Below are 17003 nucleotides of genomic sequence, written 5' to 3' on the forward strand. Positions count from 1 at the left end.
GTGGCCGCTGATTGAATCGGCACAACATCGCAGCCTCACCCCGCAGAGCCAGCAACGACGGGCACCTGCGGGGGTTCGAATCCCCCTCTCTCCGCCAGAATAAAGTCCAAAGCAATCAAGGCCGTCCAGGTGGGCGGCCTTTTTGTTTGCGGCCCCTGTTTCGGCAGGGTTTCTGCCGCCATTCATGTCCGGCTATTCTTGCGGCCATGACCAGACTGACCGGAAAACTCGAAATCCGCCCCGCCTTTCCCGCCGATGCGCAAGCGGTGGAAGACCTCCTGATCGACACCTACCTTGGCACGTGGAAGCCGCAGCTCACTGCCGCTGCCGCAGCGGCCTTTGAGGGGCAGGGCAAAACCCGCAGCTATGTCGAAGCGCGCCTGCAAGCGTTCCGCGTCGCCTGCATCGATGGCATGCCCGCCGCCATGGTGGATTGGGAAGGCAACTTTATCTGGGCCCTGCATGTCGGGCGGGCATGGCAGCGCATGGGGCTGGGCGGGGCGCTGCTGGCCCACGCCGAAGCCGAAATCACTCGCGCCGGACACCGCGAGGTGAGGCTAGAGACAGACACCTTCAACGTCCAAAGCCGCGCGTTCTACCGGCGCCAGGGTTATGTCGAGATCGACACCTATCCCGACGAGAGCTGGGACAGCGGGTTCACTACCGTGCTGTTGTCGAAATCGCTGGCTCAGGCCTGAGCGCAAGAAACCTTCGCCATGCGAATCTTGCATAAGGGAACGGACGGTGGTGTGGAACAATTCTTCATTCCCTCCAAGTCTTCCTTCACGCCCCCATGACCGACCCCGTCGTCCACCTCAACGGCACCCTGACCCCGCTGTCCGAAGCCCGCATCCCCGTTCTCGACCGTGGTTTTATCTTTGGCGACGGCATCTACGAAGTCATTCCGTACTACGGCGGCAAACCGTTCCGCGGCGCGCAGCATCTGGCGCGGCTGCATCGCAGCCTGGAGGCGATCGGCATCACGGATCCGCATAGTCCCGGCCAGTGGCAGGCGTTGATCGACGAGGTGGTGCAAGCCAACGGGATGTCGGACCAGATGGTCTATATCCAGGTGACGCGTGGCGTGGCCAGGCGGGCGCATGCCTTCCCGAGGGAGAAGGTGGTGCCGACGGTGTTGATCATGACCAATCCGATGGCGCTGCCGCCGGCGCAGATGCGTGAGCAGGGCGTGGCATGCGTGACGATGGAGGACAGGCGCTGGCTGAACTGCCACATCAAGTCGACCTCGCTGTTGGGCAACGTGCTGGCGGCGCAGCATGCGGCGGAGCAGGGCGTGACCGAGGCGATCCAGTTCCGTGACGGCTGGCTGACGGAGGCGTCGTCGTCCAATGTCTGGGTGGTGCGCGATGGCCGCGTGATGGCGCCGCCCAAGGACAACCTGATCCTCGAAGGCATCCGCTACGGCTTCATGGAAGAGATCTGCGCGGCGCTGGAGATTCCGCTGGAGGCGCGCCGGATCGCGAAGGAGGAGGTGTTCGCCGCCGATGAGGTGCTGCTGTCCTCGGCCAGCAAGGAGTTGCTGCCGGTGGTGAAGATCGATGGCCGCACCGTGGGCAACGGCGTGCCGGGACCGGTGTTCCAGCGCCTCTACGCGGCTTACCAGGCGGCCAAGGCGGCCCTTTGAATCTGGCGGTGCCCGCGTGCTAGCATGCCCTCGGACCCATCGAGGAGTCAGTCATGGCCAAGCGTGAACGCGGCCGGCGTGCCCTGCAGGACGAGGTGAGCCGGCGCATCCAGCAAATCGATGAAATCGGCGAGGACGGCGCCAAGGTGCGGGTGCCGGCCCCGGTGCCGCATCCGCGCGATGCGCGCGGCCGCAACTGGAATATGACTGGCTTCGGCAATGCCACCGGGTACGAGGCCAGCATCCGCGCGGTCGTCGACAAGGCGCGTGACGAGTTCGACCTGAACGAGGCGCTGGAGAACCGCGCGCCCAATCCCTTCGGGGAGTGAGGACAGCCTGGCCTTTGCAAGTAGCGCAGGGCAGGACATTCGGTCATGCGGATTCTCACAACGTGACGTCCAGCCGCGGCTCGGCGCTTTGCCAGATGCCGCCGGAGCGGCGCTTGGCGCCGTACATGGCGGCGTCGGCGGCGTGCAGCAGCGCCTGGCTGCCTTGCGCGTGCACGGGGAAGACGGCCAGGCCGATGCTGACCGATGCCTGCACCGTGCTGCCATCCGGTAGTGCAATCGGCGCGGCCATGGCCTGCAGGATATGTTCGGCGATATGGGCGGCATCGCGCGGTGCGCGCAGCGAGGCGGCCAGCACCGCGAACTCGTCGCCGCCGATGCGTGCCACGGTGTCGCCGGCGCGCAGGCTGGCGCGGATGCGCTGCGCCACGGCAACCAGCACCGCATCGCCGGCGGCGTGGCCGTGGCGGTCGTTGATGTGCTTGAAGTCGTCGCTGTCCAGGTACAGCACGGCGGCGTACTCGTCATTGGCGGCGGCATGGCGCACGGCGCGCTCCAGCGCCTCGACGAAGGCGGCGCGGTTGAGCAGCCCGGTCAGCGCGTCGTGGTTGGCGCGGTGCGCGAGCGAGCGGTTTTCGTGCTGCATCTGGTTGCGCCATGTCTGCAGCTCGTCGAGCAGGCCGTTGAAGTCTTCGCTGAGCGCATTCAGTTCTTCAATGCTGGCCGGCGGCGTGCGCTGCGCGAAGTCGCGCTCCGAACGCACCGCGTGCGCCACCCGCATCAGGTTGCGCAGCGGCTCGACGATCTGCACCAGCAGCCGGCTGGCCAGGTAGTGCGCGCCGACCGCGGTCAGCAGCAGGCAGCCGAGCAGGCCCAGCGCGCCCTGCAGCAGGAAGTGCAGCAGGTTGCGCGGATCGCCGCTGACACGCAGCATGCCGACTTGCTGTGCCTGGTGCAGGATCGGCTGCTCGACGGCGTCCACGCTCAGCCACTCGCCCAGCGCGTGGCGCAGGCCGGTCAGCTCGGGCTGGCCGGGACGCCGCCACTCGGCCAGCACGTGGTGGTCGCGGTCATAGACGGTGGCGCGGGCGATGTCCTCCGAGGCGGCGATCACCGCCAGCGTCTCGCTGGTGGCGGACTGGTCGCGGAACACCACCGGCGCTTCCAGCGTGTAGGCGATCGAGCGCGCCACCAGCCGCACATTGTGGTCGGCATAGACGCGCAGCGCGGTCACGCCGAGGGCGGTCAGCGACAGGCCGGCGGTGAATACGGCGATCAGCGCCACGCCCAGGTGGATACGGCGCAGCACGCTGTACAGCGTTGGTCGGGTGGCGGCGTGGCCTGGCTTGCGCGCGTTCATGACGGCGCTCCCTTGCGGCGGCCGAGCTGCAGCACGCCGGGATGCACGTGCACGCCGCTGCGGGCGAGCGTGTCGAGGTTGACGCGGAACGACACCTGGTTGTCGCGGATATTCAGGCAGAACATGCTGCCGACCTCGCACTCGAAGTCCTGTTCGGCGATCACCAGCACCGGGCGGCCGGTCAGTTCGGCCGACAGGCGCTTGCGCCGCGGCTCGTTCATCACGCCGACGTAGAGCGCGTCGCACGCCGGGTGCAGCAGGTCGGCCAGCACATCGACCTGGCGGGCCTGCACCGGGCGCCCGCCGGTGAGCGTGCCGCCTTCCATCAGCCGCGCCGAATAGCGGCTGGCGTTGTCCACGCACAGCCGCACCGTGTCGCGCTCCACCGGCCAGCGCGCGTAGCCGAGCAGGCTGAGCACCACGCGCGCGACCTGGTCGGTGCGCTGGGGCGCAGGCTGTGCGGTCACCGCAGGCGGCAGCATCGCGGGCAGCACGGCCAGCGTCGCGGCGAGCAGCGCCGGCAGGCAACGGCGCAGCAACGGGCGTCGTGGCGCGCGTTGGACACGCGAAGGGGGGCTGGCTGGGACAGTCGCCATGGTCGGGATGGGTGTGCGGCGCGGCCTGTATGGTGGTGGGCAGGCCGCGGCCGCGGGTATTGTTCCGGTGCGTGTTCCGGGCGGTCAAGCACTCAAAGTGGGCCCATTCGCGGCCAAAAAAGGGCTGCTCGAGGGTTTTTCCGTGCAGCCTCCGTGTGGCGCCGGGTGTTACGGCATGTTTATCGGTTCGGTGGCGTTTTCCTGAAGTGGGCTGGATGACGCGGGTCAGCTTCGCGGTGTCGGACACAACACTTAGAATGGGATCTCGCCCCACGACGCGCGCTTTGCCGCCGCCTGCCGCCATGAACGCCGACCCGCTTTTCCGCTTCCTGCACGTTGCCAGCGTCACCATCTGGGTGGGCGGCATGTTCTTCGCCTACCTGTGCCTGCGTCCCGTGGCCGGCAGCGTGCTCGAGCCGCCGGCGCGGTTGCGGCTGTGGCACGGCGTATTCGGACGCTTCTTCCCGTGGGTGTGGGCGGCGGTGATCGTCATCGTGCTGAGCGGCGCGCTGATGATGGCCCCGGTGGGCATGGCCGGTGCCCCACGCAACTGGCATCTGATGGCGGGCATCGGCATCGTCATGGCGGTCGTTTTCTGCTATGTCTGGTTCGGTCCGTACCGTGTGCTGGGCCGTGCCGTGCAGGTGCAGGACTGGCCGGCCGCCGGTGCTGCGCTCAACCGCATCCGGCAGGCCGTGGGGATCAACCTGGTGCTCGGGCTGGTCAATATCGCGGTGGCCACGCTTGGGCGCTGGCTGGCCTGAACGGGACCCATAACGCTCGGTCGTTTCGCCAAGGGAGAAGCCATATGCGCGCCGTTGCCCCCTTCATCGTCGCCCCTCTCGCCACCGTCGCCATCATCGGGCTGGGCGCCGCGGCCGGTCCGGCCCACGCCGCCGGCGGTTCCGCCCTCAGTGCCGAGCATGAGCGCTGCATGGCCAAGGCCGTGTCGAGCGCCGATATGCTTAATTGCACCTCGGCCGAACTGCGGCAGCAGGACAAGACGCTCAATACCGCCTACCAGGGTTTGCTGCGGCGGCTGGTCGCACCGCGCACCGGATTGCTGCGGGTGGCGCAGCGCGAATGGCTGCAGTACCGCGATGCCAATTGCGCCTACGTGGCCGATCCGGGCGGCGGCACCGCGGCGCGGGTGGCGGGCGCATCCTGCATGGCGCAGATGACCGCGGCGCGGGCGCGCGAATTGCGTGCCTATGCCGACCAGGTCGCCGCCCGCTAAGGGGGGATGGCAAGTGGCCTGGCAATGATTCGGTAAGGCCGTGAACCGTGTGCTAGAGTTCCCAGCACACCTGTGCCGCTGGCACGTCTCAGGCTCGTCCTCAAGCAAGGAGATGGATCATGGCAAGTGAATCCCGGCCCAACCTGAAGGCTTTCGTGCAGACCGCGCCCCAGGCGGGGCGCTATGTGTGGATCATCGCGCTGGTGGACTTCGACGCGAAGCAGATCCGCCGCGCCATCGTCTCGGACGATACCTTCACCACCTCCGATGCGGCCCGTGTCGCCGGCGAGGCCCAGCTCAAGGCGGCGGCCGAGGACCACTAGTCCGCCGGCGCGTGAGACTCTGTTGGGCCACTGTTGCGCGCCGGCGTCGCTGTAATCATCGGAAACCCTTTCTTGCATCGCACGCCAGGGCGTGCACGCTAGACTGTGCGCGTGTTCATCCACAAGAAAGGGCTCCCATGACACATCGCATGCTCCGGCCTGCCAGGGCCATCCTGGTAGCGGCCGTGCTGGGCTCCGGCCTGACGTTCAGTGCGGCGTCGATGGCCCAGGTGTCGGTCAACATCGCCATCGGCGTTCCGCCGCCCGCCCCGATTTACGAGGTCGTCCCTGCGCCTCGCCCGGGCTATGTCTGGTTGCCGGGTTACTGGGACTGGGATGACGGCCACCGCAAGCACGCCTGGAAGAAGGGCCGCTGGGAGCGTGAGCGCCCGGGCTACGTCTATGAATCGCCGCGCTGGATCCAGTCGCGCGACGGCTGGGTGCTGGTGCCGGGCCGCTGGGACCAGGGCGGGTACAAAGACAAGGGCTACAAGGACAAAGGCCACAAGGACAAGGGCTATCACTGCCCGCCGGGCCACGCCAAGAAGGGTGAGTGCTGACGCACCCACTGGCACTCACTGGCCGGCGCGCCGCGGTGACGCCGGCCGTTACTGCCATGCTACGATCCCTGCCATGACCCCGCGCCCGGTGCGGCGCATAGGCAGTGGATCCGGAGGTAGCAATGGCAAAGCACGTCTTTACGCGCGCGCAGTATCTCGACATCCTCAACGACAGTTTGCGCAAGCATCCCGGCTGGCAGCCCGGCATGGCCTTCGTGTTCCTGCCGCCTGGCGCCGATGCCAGCCAGGCCACGGCGGTGGGCTGCACTGGCCCGATGGACGCCATCCCGGTCTATGCGGAAATCCAGCGTGTCGCGGCCGAGCTGATCGAGGTAAGGGACAAATAAGGAACGGGCAAGGGCAGGCCAGTACCGTGGATGCGTACAATACCGGCCTCAAATGACTTTCGGATAATGCCGTGAAGAAAACGGACCTGGAAAAGAACAAGGGCCTGAAGATCGCCAACAGCCTGAAGCAGGCTGCGGCGGGCCGGGGCGGAATTCCCGCTGGCGCAGCCGCGCGCCCGGACCGGCGCGAACAGCGCCGGCTGGACCAGGAGCAAGGCCTGGTGCCCTTTGCGTGCAAGCTGGACGGCACGCTGGTGAAGCGCCTGCAGGCGCTGGCCGTTGATCACCCCGGCGGCATGACCGGGCTGCTCAATGAACTGCTGACGGGCGCGCTGCCGCCGGAGCAGGGCTGAGGCTGCGGCGGCCGCAACTGCGGCCGCCTGCCTGGCGTCAGGCCTCTTCTTCTTCGTCGTCGAGGAATTCGCGGCGCAGCATCCAGTTGGCGATGGCTTCGTCGCAGATGCGCTTGAACTTCTGCTTGTCCGGCATCTTGTCGAACAACTGGAAGTTGACCAGCGCCATGCCGGCATCGGTGATATAGAACATCCGGCGCGGGTCGTCGTGGTGGACGATGCGGCCGTCGATGTCGTCTGCCTCGCTTTCCGCCGGCATGTCCTCGAGCTCGACCACGCGGCAGGTGAAGCGCGGGCTGCGGGTGTGGGTCAGATACTCGAACTCGTCGTGCATGACCTCGCCGCTTTTGCCTGCGATAACGGCGAAGCCCCAGATAAAGCGGGGCATCGGCAGATCGGACAGATCTTCAATCTCGTCCATGGTGTTCTCCCTGATTCAATTCCCGCATTATCGCCCGGAACGCCGTTGCCTCAAACGGTCACGACGGCGCGATGCCCAGCCGGCTAGGGCGTGGCCTTGCAACCAGCCAGTGCCGGCGCTGCATTTTCGGGCTGCATCAGGTCGCGCAACGTGCCTTCCTCGCCCTTCGTCCACCACTCGTAGCGGCCGCCGACATAGCGCGCGCCGGACGCCGACACCGTGGTCACCGCCAGTACCGGCTTGCCGTCGATGCGCAGCACCGCGGCCTGGTTATCAGTGCTGTTGAAGTAGCGCACCGACAGCGTCTTGCCGCCGTCGCACTGGTAGCGCACGGTGCGCACGTCATGGAAGCGCACGCCATCGATGCCGGGAGAACGGGCGGCGTGGGCGCTGGCGCCGATCGTTGCCAGCAGCAGCGCGTTGCAGACAAGGGTCAGTCGAGTCGTCATGGGTATGCCTCGGAGGATCGGCTGCGTGCCGGCTTCCCGCTCAGTCCAGCAGGTAGCCGGCGGCCAGCGTGCGGAAGCTCTCCAGCTCGCGCGCCTGCCAGGCTTCGTTCTCGCCCAGTTCCTCGGCCAGGATCGCGGCCACCGCCGGCGCGGCCTGGACCGCGGCGCGTGCGTCGAGGAACAGCGCGCGGTTGCGGCGCGCCAGCACGTCTTCCACGCGCCGCGCCAGTTCGTGCCTGGCAGCGAAGCGCACATGCGCCTCGGTCAGCCCGGACGCCGGCGCCAGCACCCGCTCGTGGCCGGGCAGCGCGAGCAGCGCGGGCAGCTCGTTGCCGTAGTAGCGGTCCGGCGATACCGAGTCTTGCGGCGGCAGGTCCGCCGGCAGCCCGGCCGCGCCATGCAGCGCCAGCTCAGCGGTCACGCACGGCGCGGCCCGCACCATCTGGCGCTGGATCGCGGTCTCGATCACGTCTTCGGCCATCCTGCGGTAAGTGGTCCACTTGCCGCCGGTGACAGTGATCAGGCCGGCCTTGGACACCAGGATCGTATGCTCGCGCGACAGCGATGCGGTGGATGCTTCGCCGGTGGCCCTGACCAGCGGCCGCAGCCCCGCCCAGACGCTGGTGACATCGGCGCGTGTCGGATCCTTGGCCAGGTAGCGCGACGCCGTTTCCAGGATGAAATCGACATCGTCCGCGCCCGCGTTGGGCTCCAGCGGCAGGTCGCGGCGCGGCGTGTCGGTGGTGCCGATGATGGTGTGGCCGTTCCACGGCACCACGAACAGCACCCGGCCGTCGTCGGTCTTGGGGATCAGGATGGCGCGCTCGCCTGGCAGGAAGCTGCGCGGCAGCGTCAGGTGCACGCCCTGGCTTGGCGCAACCATGGTGCGCGCATGGCCGTCTTCCATCTGGCGGATGGCGTCGACCCAGACGCCGGTGGCATTGATCACGCAATCGGCGCGCAGCCGGAAGGTGGCCTCGCCCAGCACATCCTGCACCGTGACGCCGCTGATCACGCCGCCTTGCTGGCTCAGGCCCGTCACCCGCATGTAGTTGACCGCGGTGCCGCCCACATCGAACAGCGTGCGCATCAGCGACACCGCCAGCCGCGCATCGTCGAACTGGCCGTCGAAGTACAGGTTGCCGCCGCGCAGTGGCCGCCCGCTGACATGCTCGGCCAGGTTGGGCGCGGCGGCCAGCACCTCGCGGTGGTTGAGCCAGCGGCTGCCGGCCAGGTTGAGGTTGCCGGCGAGCATGTCGTAGACCTTCAGGCCGATGCCGTAGAAGGGCTGGTCGAACATCTGGTACGCCGGCACCACGAAGCCCAGCGGCCAGACCAGGTGCGGGGCGTTGCGCGCGAGCAGGCCGCGCTCGTGCAGGGCCTCGCGTACCAGGCCGATATTGCCCTGGGCCAGGTAACGCACGCCGCCATGGACCAGCTTGGTGGCCTTGCTGGAGGTGCCCTTGGCGAAGTCGGCGGCTTCGACCAGCAGCGTGCGGTAGCCGCGCGAGGCGGCGTCGACCGCGGTGCCGAGGCCGGTGGCGCCGCCGCCGATGACGATCACGTCCCAGCGCGGCTCGCGCTCCAGGGTGGCGAGCAGGGCCGCGCGCTCGGGTGGCTGAACCGGTGGCTCGATCGGTGTAGAAACTCTTTGCATGACGCTTTCAGGAGTGGGTGTGCTGGTTTGGCTGGCGCTTGTCGGCTGTCGCTTGTCGGGTGGCGGCCGTCAGCCATGGCCGCCATCGCCCCCGTCCTCACGCGCCCAGTCGCGCGCGCGGTCCACCGCGCGGTGCCAGCGCGCCAGCCGGTGTGCGCGCTCGTCGGCCGACAGGTTGGGCTCGAAGCGCTGTTCCACCTGCCACTGCTGCGCGATCTGCGCCGGATCGCTCCAGTACCCCGTGGCCAGGCCGGCCAGGTAGGCGGCCCCCAGCGCGGTGGTCTCGGTCACGCGCGGGCGTACCACCGGAGTACCGAGCAGGTCGGCCTGCATCTGCATCAGCAGGTCGCTGCGCGAGGCGCCGCCGTCCACGCGCAGCTCGGCCAGCGCAATGCCGGCGTCCTTCTGCATGGCCTCGAGCACGTCCACGCTTTGCAGCGCGATCGACTCCAGCGCCGCGCGCGCGATCTGCGGCCGGCCGGTGCCGCGCGTCATGCCGACCAGCGTGCCGCGCGCGAAGGCGTCCCAGTGCGGCGCGCCCAGCCCGGCAAAGGCGGGCACCAGCACCACGCCGCCGGTGTCGTCGCACTGGCGCGCCAGCGGCTCGACCTCGGGCGCGCTGTTGATGATCTTGAGTCCGTCGCGCAGCCACTGGATGGTGGCGCCGCCCATGAACACGCCGCCCTCCAGGCAGTACTGGGTCTGGCCGCCGAGCTGCCAGCCGATCGTAGTCAGCAGCCGGTTGCGCGAGACCACCGGCTGCGTGCCGGTATTCATCAGCAGGAAGCAGCCGGTGCCGTAGGTGTTCTTGGCCATGCCCGGCGACAGGCACGCCTGGCCGAAGGTGGCCGCCTGCTGGTCTCCGGCGATGCCGGCAATCGGGATCTCCACGCCGAACAGCCGCGCCGCGGTGCGCGCCACCTCGCCGCTGGACGGCACCACCTCGGGCAGCAGCGCGTGCGGGATGTCGAGCAGCGCCAGCAGCGCGTCGTCCCACTGGAAGCTGTGGATATTGAACAGCATGGTGCGCGAGGCGTTCGACACGTCGGTGACATGGCGCGCGCCGTCGGTGAGCTGCCAGATCAGCCAGCTGTCGACGGTGCCGAACGCCAGCTCGCCCCGCTGGGCGCGTGCGCGCGCGCCTTCGATGTTGTCGAGCATCCAGCGCAGCTTGGTGCCGGAGAAATAGGCATCGATGATCAGCCCGGTCTTCTCGCGGAACAGCTCGCCGTGACCCGCGGCCTGCAACGCCTCGCACATCGGCGCGGTGCGGCGGTCCTGCCAGACCAGCGCGCGGCCGACCGGCTCGCCGGTCTTGCGGTCCCACAGCACAGTGGTCTCGCGCTGGTTGGTGATGCCGATGGCGCGTACCTGTGTGGCCGGGATGCCGGCTTCGGACAGCACCGCGTGCGCCACCGCAAGCTGCGACTGCCAGATTTCGTAGGGATCGTGCTCGACGTGACCGGGATGTGGGTAATATTGGCGGAACTCGCGCTGGGCCAGCCGCACCACGCTGCCGGCATGGTCGAACAGGATGGCGCGCGAGCTGCTGGTGCCCTGGTCGAGCGCAAGCACGTACTGCGGCTCGGCGGAAGTCTGGGGTGGGGCGGGGCGCTGCGCCTGGGCATGCGCGGCTGGCTGGTTCATGCGATCGATCCTGAAAATGACAAGGCGCGCCGGCCTTGCCGGCGCCTGGAATCCTGATGGCCGAAACTTCTTCCTTGCAGACTGCGGACGCTTATACGGCGCAGATCGCCGCTTCGCTGGCCGCACGCAGCCGCTTCGATGCCGCCGGCAAACTGCGGCTGATGGTGGCCGGGCAGCAGGTCGGCTGGCTGCCGCGCGCGCATGCCGGCATCCTGCGCGGCATGGGTTGCATCCTCGGGCCGGAAGACGAGGCTGGCGCCGTGGAGTTGCTGCCGGGACGCAGCGACTTCGACGTGCGCAGCGCCGCGCTGGAGGCGCTGGCGCACCGGCTCGCCGACGCCGGCCACGTGCGCGGCTGGCGCCATGAACTGTTCGCGGTCACGCCGGCACTTGGCGCGCCCGCCGTCGCAGCGGTCGAGCGGGCGGTGGCGCGCTTTCTCGGACTGCTGACCTTCGCCTCGCATATGAACGGCATCGCCGAGGGGGATGTCGGGGGCGGCCCGGTGCTGTGGATCTCGCGGCGCAGCCAGAGCAAGTCGGTCGACCCCGGCATGTGGGATAACTTGGTCGCCGGCGGCATGCCGCATGGCAGCGACCCGCTGGAAACGCTGGTGCGCGAGTGCGAGGAAGAGTCCGGCATCCCGCCCGCGCTGGCGCGAGGCGTGCAGGCGCACGGCGCGATCGAGGTGCTGCGCGACCTGCCCGAAGGCGTGCAGTGGGAACAGGTCTACGTCTATGACCTGCTGCTGCCGCCCGGCTTCACGCCGCGCAACCAGGATGGGGAGGTCAGCGAACACAGGCGCGTGGGCCTGCCGGCATTGCTTGCTATCATGTCGAGCGGCGCCATGACGGTCGATGCGACACTGGTGACGCTGGATGCCCTTCGCCGGCGCGGCTGGCTCGGTTCCGGCGACCGCAGTGCCTGAGCCGCTGCCGCGGATCCGATCCGCACTGCCCCGATTATCCTGGCCGCGCGCCGCGCCCCTCCGACAGAACAACACACCATGAGCAACACCGGATTTATCCTGACCCTTTCGTGCCCGGACCAGCCGGGCATCGTCCATGCCGTCTCGGGCCTGCTGTTCCAGCATGGCTGCAATATCGTCGACTCGGACCAGTACGGTGACGAATACACCGGCCGCTTTTTTATGCGGGTGCACTTTATGCCGGCCGCGGGCGGCCCGGACCTGGACACCCTGAAGGCCGCGTTCGCGCCGGTGGGCGAACAGTTCGGCATGCAATGGGAGCTGAACGACGCCGCGGTCAAGCCGCGCGTGATGATCATGGTGTCGAAGATCGGCCACTGCCTGAACGACCTGCTGTTCCGCGCCAAGGTGGGCGGCCTGCCGGTCGAGATCGCGGCGATCGTGTCGAACCATCGCGACTTCTACCAGCTCGCGGCTTCGTATGACGTGCCGTTCTTCCACCTGCCGCTGATGAACGCGTCGGCCGAGCAGAAGGCTGCGCAGGAAGCGCGCGTGTTCGAGGTGGTGCAGGAGCAGAAGATCGACCTGGTGGTGCTCGCGCGCTACATGCAGGTGCTGTCCAACGACCTGTGCCGCAAGCTGGCCGGCCGCGCGATCAATATCCACCACTCTTTCCTGCCGAGCTTCAAGGGGGCCAAGCCGTACTACCAGGCCCATGACCGCGGCGTGAAGCTGATCGGCGCGACCGCGCACTACGTCACCGCCGACCTCGACGAAGGCCCGATCATCGAGCAGGAGATCGAGCGCGTCGACCACAGCATGGACCCTGATCAACTGACCGCCGTCGGCCGCGACGTGGAATGCGTGGCGCTGGCGCGCGCGGTCAAGTGGCACGCCGAACGCCGCATCCTGCTGAACGGCCACAAGACCGTGGTGTTCAAGTAACGTTTCCGTCCAAACGCGGTTTTCTCCCCTCTCCCGCACGCGGGAAAGGGGCCGGGGGAGAGGGCAGGCCTGTCGCCAGGCCGATGCGCCATGCTGAGCCTCCGCCTCCGGCATCAACACCACCCCCGCTCCCGCCCACGCGGCAGCCCAGGGCCTGCGCCCGCCAGGTTCATTCCCGCTCCGCCACCACACACTTCACCCCACTATCGGCCAGGATCTGGTCGAACGGCGCCGCCAGCGGCTCATCGGTAAAGAGCCGGTCGACCTGCGATACATGCGCCAGCTCCACCATTGCCTGGCGGTTGAACTTGCTGGCGTCCGCCGCCAGCCACACCTCGCGTGAATGCTCGATGATAGTCCGCGCCACCTTGACCTCGCGGAAGTCGTAATCGCGCAGCGTGCCGTCGGTCTCGATCCCCGAGATGCCGATCAGGCCGATATCTACCTTGAACTGGCGGATGAACTCCACCGTGGCCTCGCCGACGATGCCACGGTCGCGCGAGCGCAGCACGCCGCCGGCGACGATGACCTCGCAGTCGGGGTTGTCGGCGAGGATATTGGCCACGTTCAGGTTGTTGGTGATCACGCGTAGTCCGCGATGGTGCATCAGCTCGCGTGCAATCTCCTCCACCGTGGTGCCGATGTTCAGGATCAGCGAACAGCCTTCGGGCACCGCCGCCGCCACCGCGCGCGCAATGCGCGCCTTGCCTTCCGCATTGAGCACCTGCCGCTGCCGGTACGCAATGTTCTCGGTAGTCGACCCCTCCACCCGCACGCCGCCATGGAAGCGCGCCAGCATGCCGTTTTCGGCCAGCAGGTTGACGTCGCGGCGCACCGTCTGGAGCGTCACCCCGAACTTGCGCGCAAGTTCGTCAATGGAGGCAAAGCCCTGCGTGCGGACTTCTTCGAGCAGGGCGGTCTGGCGGGGATTAAGGGTCATGCCGGGATTCTAGTTCAAACAGAAACGAAAACAAATGATGCGGTGCACTATTGTTTTATGTTCGTTTTCTTGCTAAAACGAGCGGAAAGCCAAGATTTGTGCGCCTGCATCACGCGAAAACGGTGATGCGGAAAGCATATCGAACATGGAGACCGGATGCAGCTCAGTTTGGAAGGCGTCGCACAGCAGGTAGGTTCGCAGGCGTATCTCTATCCGATGACGCTCGCGCCGGTTCCGGGCGCGGTGACCATCCTGCTGGGCGCCACGCAGGCGGGCAAGACTTCGCTGATGCGTGTGATGGCGGGGCTGGACCGGCCCAGCGCGGGCCGCGTGCTGGTGGACGGCCACGATGTGACCGGCATGCCGGTGCGCGAACGCAATGTGTCGATGGTGTACCAGCAGTTCATCAACTATCCGTCGATGAAGGTGTTCGACAACATCGCCTCGCCGTTGCGGCTGCGGCGCCAGGGGTCGGGTGGTGCCACAGCGGCCATCGCCGCGCAGGTGCGCGAGCTGGCCGTACGGTTGCATATCGACCATCTGCTCGACCGATACCCGCAAGAACTGTCCGGCGGCCAGCAGCAGCGCGTGGCACTGGCGCGCGCGCTGGCCAAGGAAGCGCCGCTGATGCTGCTGGACGAGCCGTTGGTCAACCTCGACTACAAGCTGCGCGAGGAACTGCGCGAGGAGCTGACGCAGCTCTTTGCCCACGGCGATGCCACCGTGATCTACGCCACCACCGAGCCGGGCGAGGCCTTGCTGCTGGGCGGCCACACCGCGGTGCTCGATGCCGGCGAACTGCTGCAGTACGGCCCCACCGCCGAGGTCTTCCACTATCCGGACTCGCTGCGCGTGGCGCGCGCCTTCAACGATCCGCCGATGAACCTGGTCGACGGCACGCTGCGCGGCGGCCGGGTCACGCTTGCCGGCGACATCTCGGTGCCGGTGCCGGGCGCCGGCGGGCAAGACGGCCCGGTGACGCTGGGCGTGCGTGCTTCGGCGCTGCGGCTGGCGGGTGAGCCTGGCGCGGTAACGGTGCCGGGGCGCGTGGCGCTGGCCGAACTGTCCGGCTCCGATACCTTTGTCCATGCCGATACGCCGGTAGGCAGCCTGGTGGCGCAGTTTGCCGGCGTGCTCGACCTGCAGCTTGGCGAACCGGTGTCGCTGCACCTGCTGCCGGAGCAGATCTACCTGTTCGACGCGGACGGGCGCCGCATCCATGCGCCGCGCCGGCCCGGCGGGCTGGCGGCGGACGTGCCGGGCGGCGTGGCGACAGCCGCCGGCGCCGCCGCAGGGAGCTGACATGGCACGCATCGATCTCGATCTCGCGCACGCCTACGTGCCCAATCCCCGCACCGATGAAGACTACGCGCTGCTGCCGCTGAAATTCACCTTTGAAGACGGCGGCGCCTATGCCTTGCTCGGGCCCTCGGGCTGCGGCAAGACCACGCTGCTGAACTGCATCTCCGGGCTGCTGCGGCCCTCGCACGGCACCATCGCGTTTGACGGCCGCGACGTCACCGCGGCCACGCCGCAGGCGCGCAATATCGCCCAGGTATTCCAGTTCCCGGTGATCTACGACACCATGACCGTCGGCGAGAACCTGGCCTTTCCGCTGCGCAACCGCGGCGTGCCGGAAGCGCAGGTGCGCGAGCGGGTAGGGCGCGTGGCCGAGATGCTCGACCTGTCGTCGACGCTCGACCGGCGCGCCAATGGCCTCGCCGCCGACGCCAAGCAGAAGATCTCGCTCGGCCGCGGGCTGGTGCGGCACGACGTGTCGGCGATCCTGTTCGACGAGCCGCTGACCGTGATCGACCCGCAGCTCAAATGGCAGCTGCGGCGCAAGCTCAAGGAGATCCACCACGAGTTCCGGCTGACGCTGATCTACGTGACCCACGACCAGACCGAGGCGCTGACCTTCGCCGACCAGGTGGTGGTGATGTCGCGCGGCAAGGCGGTGCAGGTGGGGCCGGCCGATGCGCTGTTCGAGCGGCCCGCGCATACCTTCGTCGGCAACTTCATCGGCTCGCCGGGCATGAACTTCCTGCCCGGCCAGTGGCGCGACGACGCGGTGGAAGTGGCCGGGCGCCGCTATACCCCGGCGCTGGCGCCGTCGGTTGAGTCGGCACTGCGCGCAGCTGGCAGTTTCCGCATCGGCGTGCGGCCGGAATACCTGCACCTGGCACCGGAGCGCGACGCGCAGGCGGTGCCGGTGCGCGTGGAGCGCGCCCAGGACATCGGCACCTACTGGCTGCTGACCGGCACCGTGCAGGAGGCCGGGGCACAGGCCGGCACCCTGCGCGCGCGCCTGGGCGCAGAGGCGGCCGAGCTGCGCGCGGGCGACACCGCCTGGCTGTCGGTGTTCAACCGCCATACCTGCTACTACGTCAACGAGGAACTGGTCTCATGAAGCCCGTCAACCAGAAGGCCTGGCTGCTGGTGTTGCCGGTGGTGGTGTGCGTGGCGTTCTCCGCCATCCTGCCGCTGATGACCATCGTCAATTACTCGGTGCAGGACATCATTTCACCGGAGCGGCGCGTGTTCGTCGGCACCGAATGGTTCGGCACCGTGCTGCGCGACAGCGAACTGCACGATGCACTGCTGCGCCAGCTCGGCTTCTCGCTGGCGGTGCTGCTGGTGGAGATCCCGCTCGGCATCCTGCTGGCGCTGTCGATGCCGGCCAGGGGCTGGAAGGCGTCGGCGGTGCTGGTGATCATCGCGCTGTCGCTGCTGATCCCGTGGAACGTGGTCGGCACCATCTGGCAGATCTTCGGGCGCACCGATATCGGCCTGCTCGGCGCCGCGCTCGAGGCCATGGGCTTCGACTACAACTACACCGGCAGCGCCTTCGATGCCTGGGTCACGGTGCTGGTGATGGACGTCTGGCACTGGACGCCGCTGGTGGCACTGCTGTGCTACGCCGGCCTGCGCGCGATCCCCGACGCCTACTACCAGGCCGCGCAGATCGACGGTGCGTCGCGGCTGGCGGTGTTCCGCTATATCCAGCTGCCCAAGCTGCGCGGCGTGCTGATGATCGCGGTGCTGCTGCGCTTCATGGACAGCTTCATGATCTATACCGAGCCGTTCGTGCTGACCGGCGGCGGCCCCGGCAACGCCACCACCTTCCTGTCGCAGTACCTGACGCAGAAGGCCGTGGGCCAGTTCGACCTGGGGCCGGCGGCGGCGTTCTCCATCGTTTATTTCCTGATCATCCTGCTTACGTGCTTCATCCTCTATAACTGGATGCAGCGCGCGGGCACCGCCGCCAGCGAGGAGATGCCCCATGGCTGAATTGCACTCTGTCGCCACC

Annotated in this window: 21 protein-coding genes; 14 read left to right on the forward strand and 7 right to left on the reverse strand. The window is 68.0% G+C overall.

Features of this window, described 5'->3' with window-relative positions:
* The first annotated feature begins 206 nt into the window (after positions 1 to 206).
* From AB1I47_RS31370 to AB1I47_RS31380, 3 genes are all read left to right on the forward strand, one after another.
* Positions 207 to 698, forward strand: a complete 492-nt coding sequence (locus AB1I47_RS31370; protein WP_354687556.1) for a GNAT family N-acetyltransferase — start codon at positions 207 to 209, stop codon at positions 696 to 698.
* Between the two features lie 95 nt (positions 699 to 793).
* The gene (locus AB1I47_RS31375; RefSeq protein WP_354687557.1) at positions 794 to 1645 is read left to right on the forward strand and encodes a D-amino acid aminotransferase; all 852 of its coding nucleotides are present in this window, start codon (positions 794 to 796) and stop codon (positions 1643 to 1645) included.
* Between the two features lie 53 nt (positions 1646 to 1698).
* Entirely contained in the window at positions 1699 to 1974 is a 276-nt protein-coding gene (locus AB1I47_RS31380) for a hypothetical protein (protein ID WP_354687558.1), read from the forward strand.
* Between the two features lie 55 nt (positions 1975 to 2029).
* On the opposite strand, the gene dgcN is transcribed toward AB1I47_RS31380, so the two are convergent.
* Both dgcN and yfiR read right to left on the reverse strand, forming a co-directional pair.
* Complete coding sequence (gene dgcN / locus AB1I47_RS31385; protein WP_354687559.1) at positions 2030 to 3292, reverse strand: diguanylate cyclase DgcN/YfiN; 1263 nt, start codon at positions 3290 to 3292, stop codon at positions 2030 to 2032.
* Entirely contained in the window at positions 3289 to 3888 is a 600-nt protein-coding gene (gene yfiR / locus AB1I47_RS31390) for a regulatory sequestration protein YfiR (RefSeq protein WP_354687560.1), read from the reverse strand. Before yfiR ends, dgcN begins: the two co-directional genes overlap by 4 nt.
* 302 nt (positions 3889 to 4190) lie before the next feature.
* Between yfiR and AB1I47_RS31395 the strand changes: the two genes are divergently transcribed.
* The 6 genes from AB1I47_RS31395 (at position 4191) to AB1I47_RS31420 (ending at position 6708) form a co-directional block, all read left to right on the forward strand.
* Positions 4191 to 4652 (forward strand): CopD family protein, encoded by a 462-nt coding sequence (locus AB1I47_RS31395; RefSeq protein WP_354687561.1) that lies wholly within the window; start codon positions 4191 to 4193, stop codon positions 4650 to 4652.
* Between the two features lie 44 nt (positions 4653 to 4696).
* Positions 4697 to 5125 (forward strand): lysozyme inhibitor LprI family protein, encoded by a 429-nt coding sequence (locus AB1I47_RS31400; RefSeq protein ID WP_354687562.1) that lies wholly within the window; start codon positions 4697 to 4699, stop codon positions 5123 to 5125.
* A 119-nt stretch (positions 5126 to 5244) separates the two neighbouring features.
* On the forward strand, positions 5245 to 5448 hold the full coding sequence (locus AB1I47_RS31405; protein ID WP_354687563.1) for a hypothetical protein: 204 nt from the start codon (positions 5245 to 5247) through the stop codon (positions 5446 to 5448).
* A gap of 137 nt (positions 5449 to 5585) precedes the next feature.
* Positions 5586 to 6008: a YXWGXW repeat-containing protein gene (locus AB1I47_RS31410; RefSeq protein ID WP_354687564.1), complete on the forward strand. Its 423-nt coding sequence runs from the start codon at positions 5586 to 5588 to the stop codon at positions 6006 to 6008.
* Between the two features lie 122 nt (positions 6009 to 6130).
* On the forward strand, positions 6131 to 6355 hold the full coding sequence (locus tag AB1I47_RS31415; protein WP_354687565.1) for a hypothetical protein: 225 nt from the start codon (positions 6131 to 6133) through the stop codon (positions 6353 to 6355).
* A 71-nt stretch (positions 6356 to 6426) separates the two neighbouring features.
* Positions 6427 to 6708, forward strand: a complete 282-nt coding sequence (locus AB1I47_RS31420) for a hypothetical protein (protein WP_354687566.1) — start codon at positions 6427 to 6429, stop codon at positions 6706 to 6708.
* A 37-nt stretch (positions 6709 to 6745) separates the two neighbouring features.
* Here AB1I47_RS31420 and AB1I47_RS31425 read toward each other — a convergent pair whose 3' ends face one another.
* From AB1I47_RS31425 to glpK, 4 genes are all read right to left on the reverse strand, one after another.
* Positions 6746 to 7129, reverse strand: a complete 384-nt coding sequence (locus tag AB1I47_RS31425; protein ID WP_354687567.1) for a hypothetical protein — start codon at positions 7127 to 7129, stop codon at positions 6746 to 6748.
* A gap of 83 nt (positions 7130 to 7212) precedes the next feature.
* Positions 7213 to 7578, reverse strand: a complete 366-nt coding sequence (locus AB1I47_RS31430) for an MliC family protein (RefSeq protein WP_354687568.1) — start codon at positions 7576 to 7578, stop codon at positions 7213 to 7215.
* A gap of 40 nt (positions 7579 to 7618) precedes the next feature.
* Positions 7619 to 9235: a glycerol-3-phosphate dehydrogenase/oxidase gene (locus tag AB1I47_RS31435; RefSeq protein WP_354687569.1), complete on the reverse strand. Its 1617-nt coding sequence runs from the start codon at positions 9233 to 9235 to the stop codon at positions 7619 to 7621.
* Positions 9236 to 9304: 69 nt separating this feature from the next.
* Positions 9305 to 10882 carry a glycerol kinase GlpK gene (glpK, locus tag AB1I47_RS31440; RefSeq protein WP_354687570.1) on the reverse strand — a complete coding sequence of 526 codons (1578 nt, stop codon included), beginning with the start codon at positions 10880 to 10882 and terminating at the stop codon, positions 9305 to 9307.
* 56 nt (positions 10883 to 10938) lie between these two features.
* Between glpK and AB1I47_RS31445 the strand changes: the two genes are divergently transcribed.
* Positions 10939 to 11808 carry an NUDIX hydrolase gene (locus AB1I47_RS31445; protein WP_354687571.1) on the forward strand — a complete coding sequence of 290 codons (870 nt, stop codon included), beginning with the start codon at positions 10939 to 10941 and terminating at the stop codon, positions 11806 to 11808.
* Between the two features lie 78 nt (positions 11809 to 11886).
* Positions 11887 to 12753, forward strand: coding sequence for a formyltetrahydrofolate deformylase (gene purU, locus AB1I47_RS31450; RefSeq protein ID WP_354687572.1), 867 nt, complete (start codon positions 11887 to 11889; stop codon positions 12751 to 12753).
* Positions 12754 to 12922: 169 nt separating this feature from the next.
* On the opposite strand, the gene AB1I47_RS31455 is transcribed toward purU, so the two are convergent.
* Positions 12923 to 13693 (reverse strand): DeoR/GlpR family DNA-binding transcription regulator, encoded by a 771-nt coding sequence (locus tag AB1I47_RS31455; protein ID WP_354687573.1) that lies wholly within the window; start codon positions 13691 to 13693, stop codon positions 12923 to 12925.
* A 156-nt stretch (positions 13694 to 13849) separates the two neighbouring features.
* On the opposite strand from AB1I47_RS31455, the gene AB1I47_RS31460 reads away from it, so the two are divergent.
* From AB1I47_RS31460 to AB1I47_RS31470, 3 genes are read left to right on the forward strand one after another with little or no spacing between them, the layout of a single operon-like run.
* On the forward strand, positions 13850 to 14995 hold the full coding sequence (locus tag AB1I47_RS31460; protein WP_354687574.1) for an ABC transporter ATP-binding protein: 1146 nt from the start codon (positions 13850 to 13852) through the stop codon (positions 14993 to 14995).
* A gap of 1 nt (position 14996) precedes the next feature.
* Entirely contained in the window at positions 14997 to 16103 is a 1107-nt protein-coding gene (locus AB1I47_RS31465) for an ABC transporter ATP-binding protein (RefSeq protein ID WP_354687575.1), read from the forward strand.
* Positions 16100 to 16984 (forward strand): carbohydrate ABC transporter permease, encoded by an 885-nt coding sequence (locus AB1I47_RS31470; RefSeq protein ID WP_354687576.1) that lies wholly within the window; start codon positions 16100 to 16102, stop codon positions 16982 to 16984. Before AB1I47_RS31465 ends, AB1I47_RS31470 begins: the two co-directional genes overlap by 4 nt.
* Positions 16985 to 17003: the final 19 nt, after the last annotated feature.

Origin of the sequence: Cupriavidus necator (assembly GCF_040578825.1) — a bacterium.
Classification (GTDB): domain Bacteria; phylum Pseudomonadota; class Gammaproteobacteria; order Burkholderiales; family Burkholderiaceae; genus Cupriavidus; species Cupriavidus necator_E.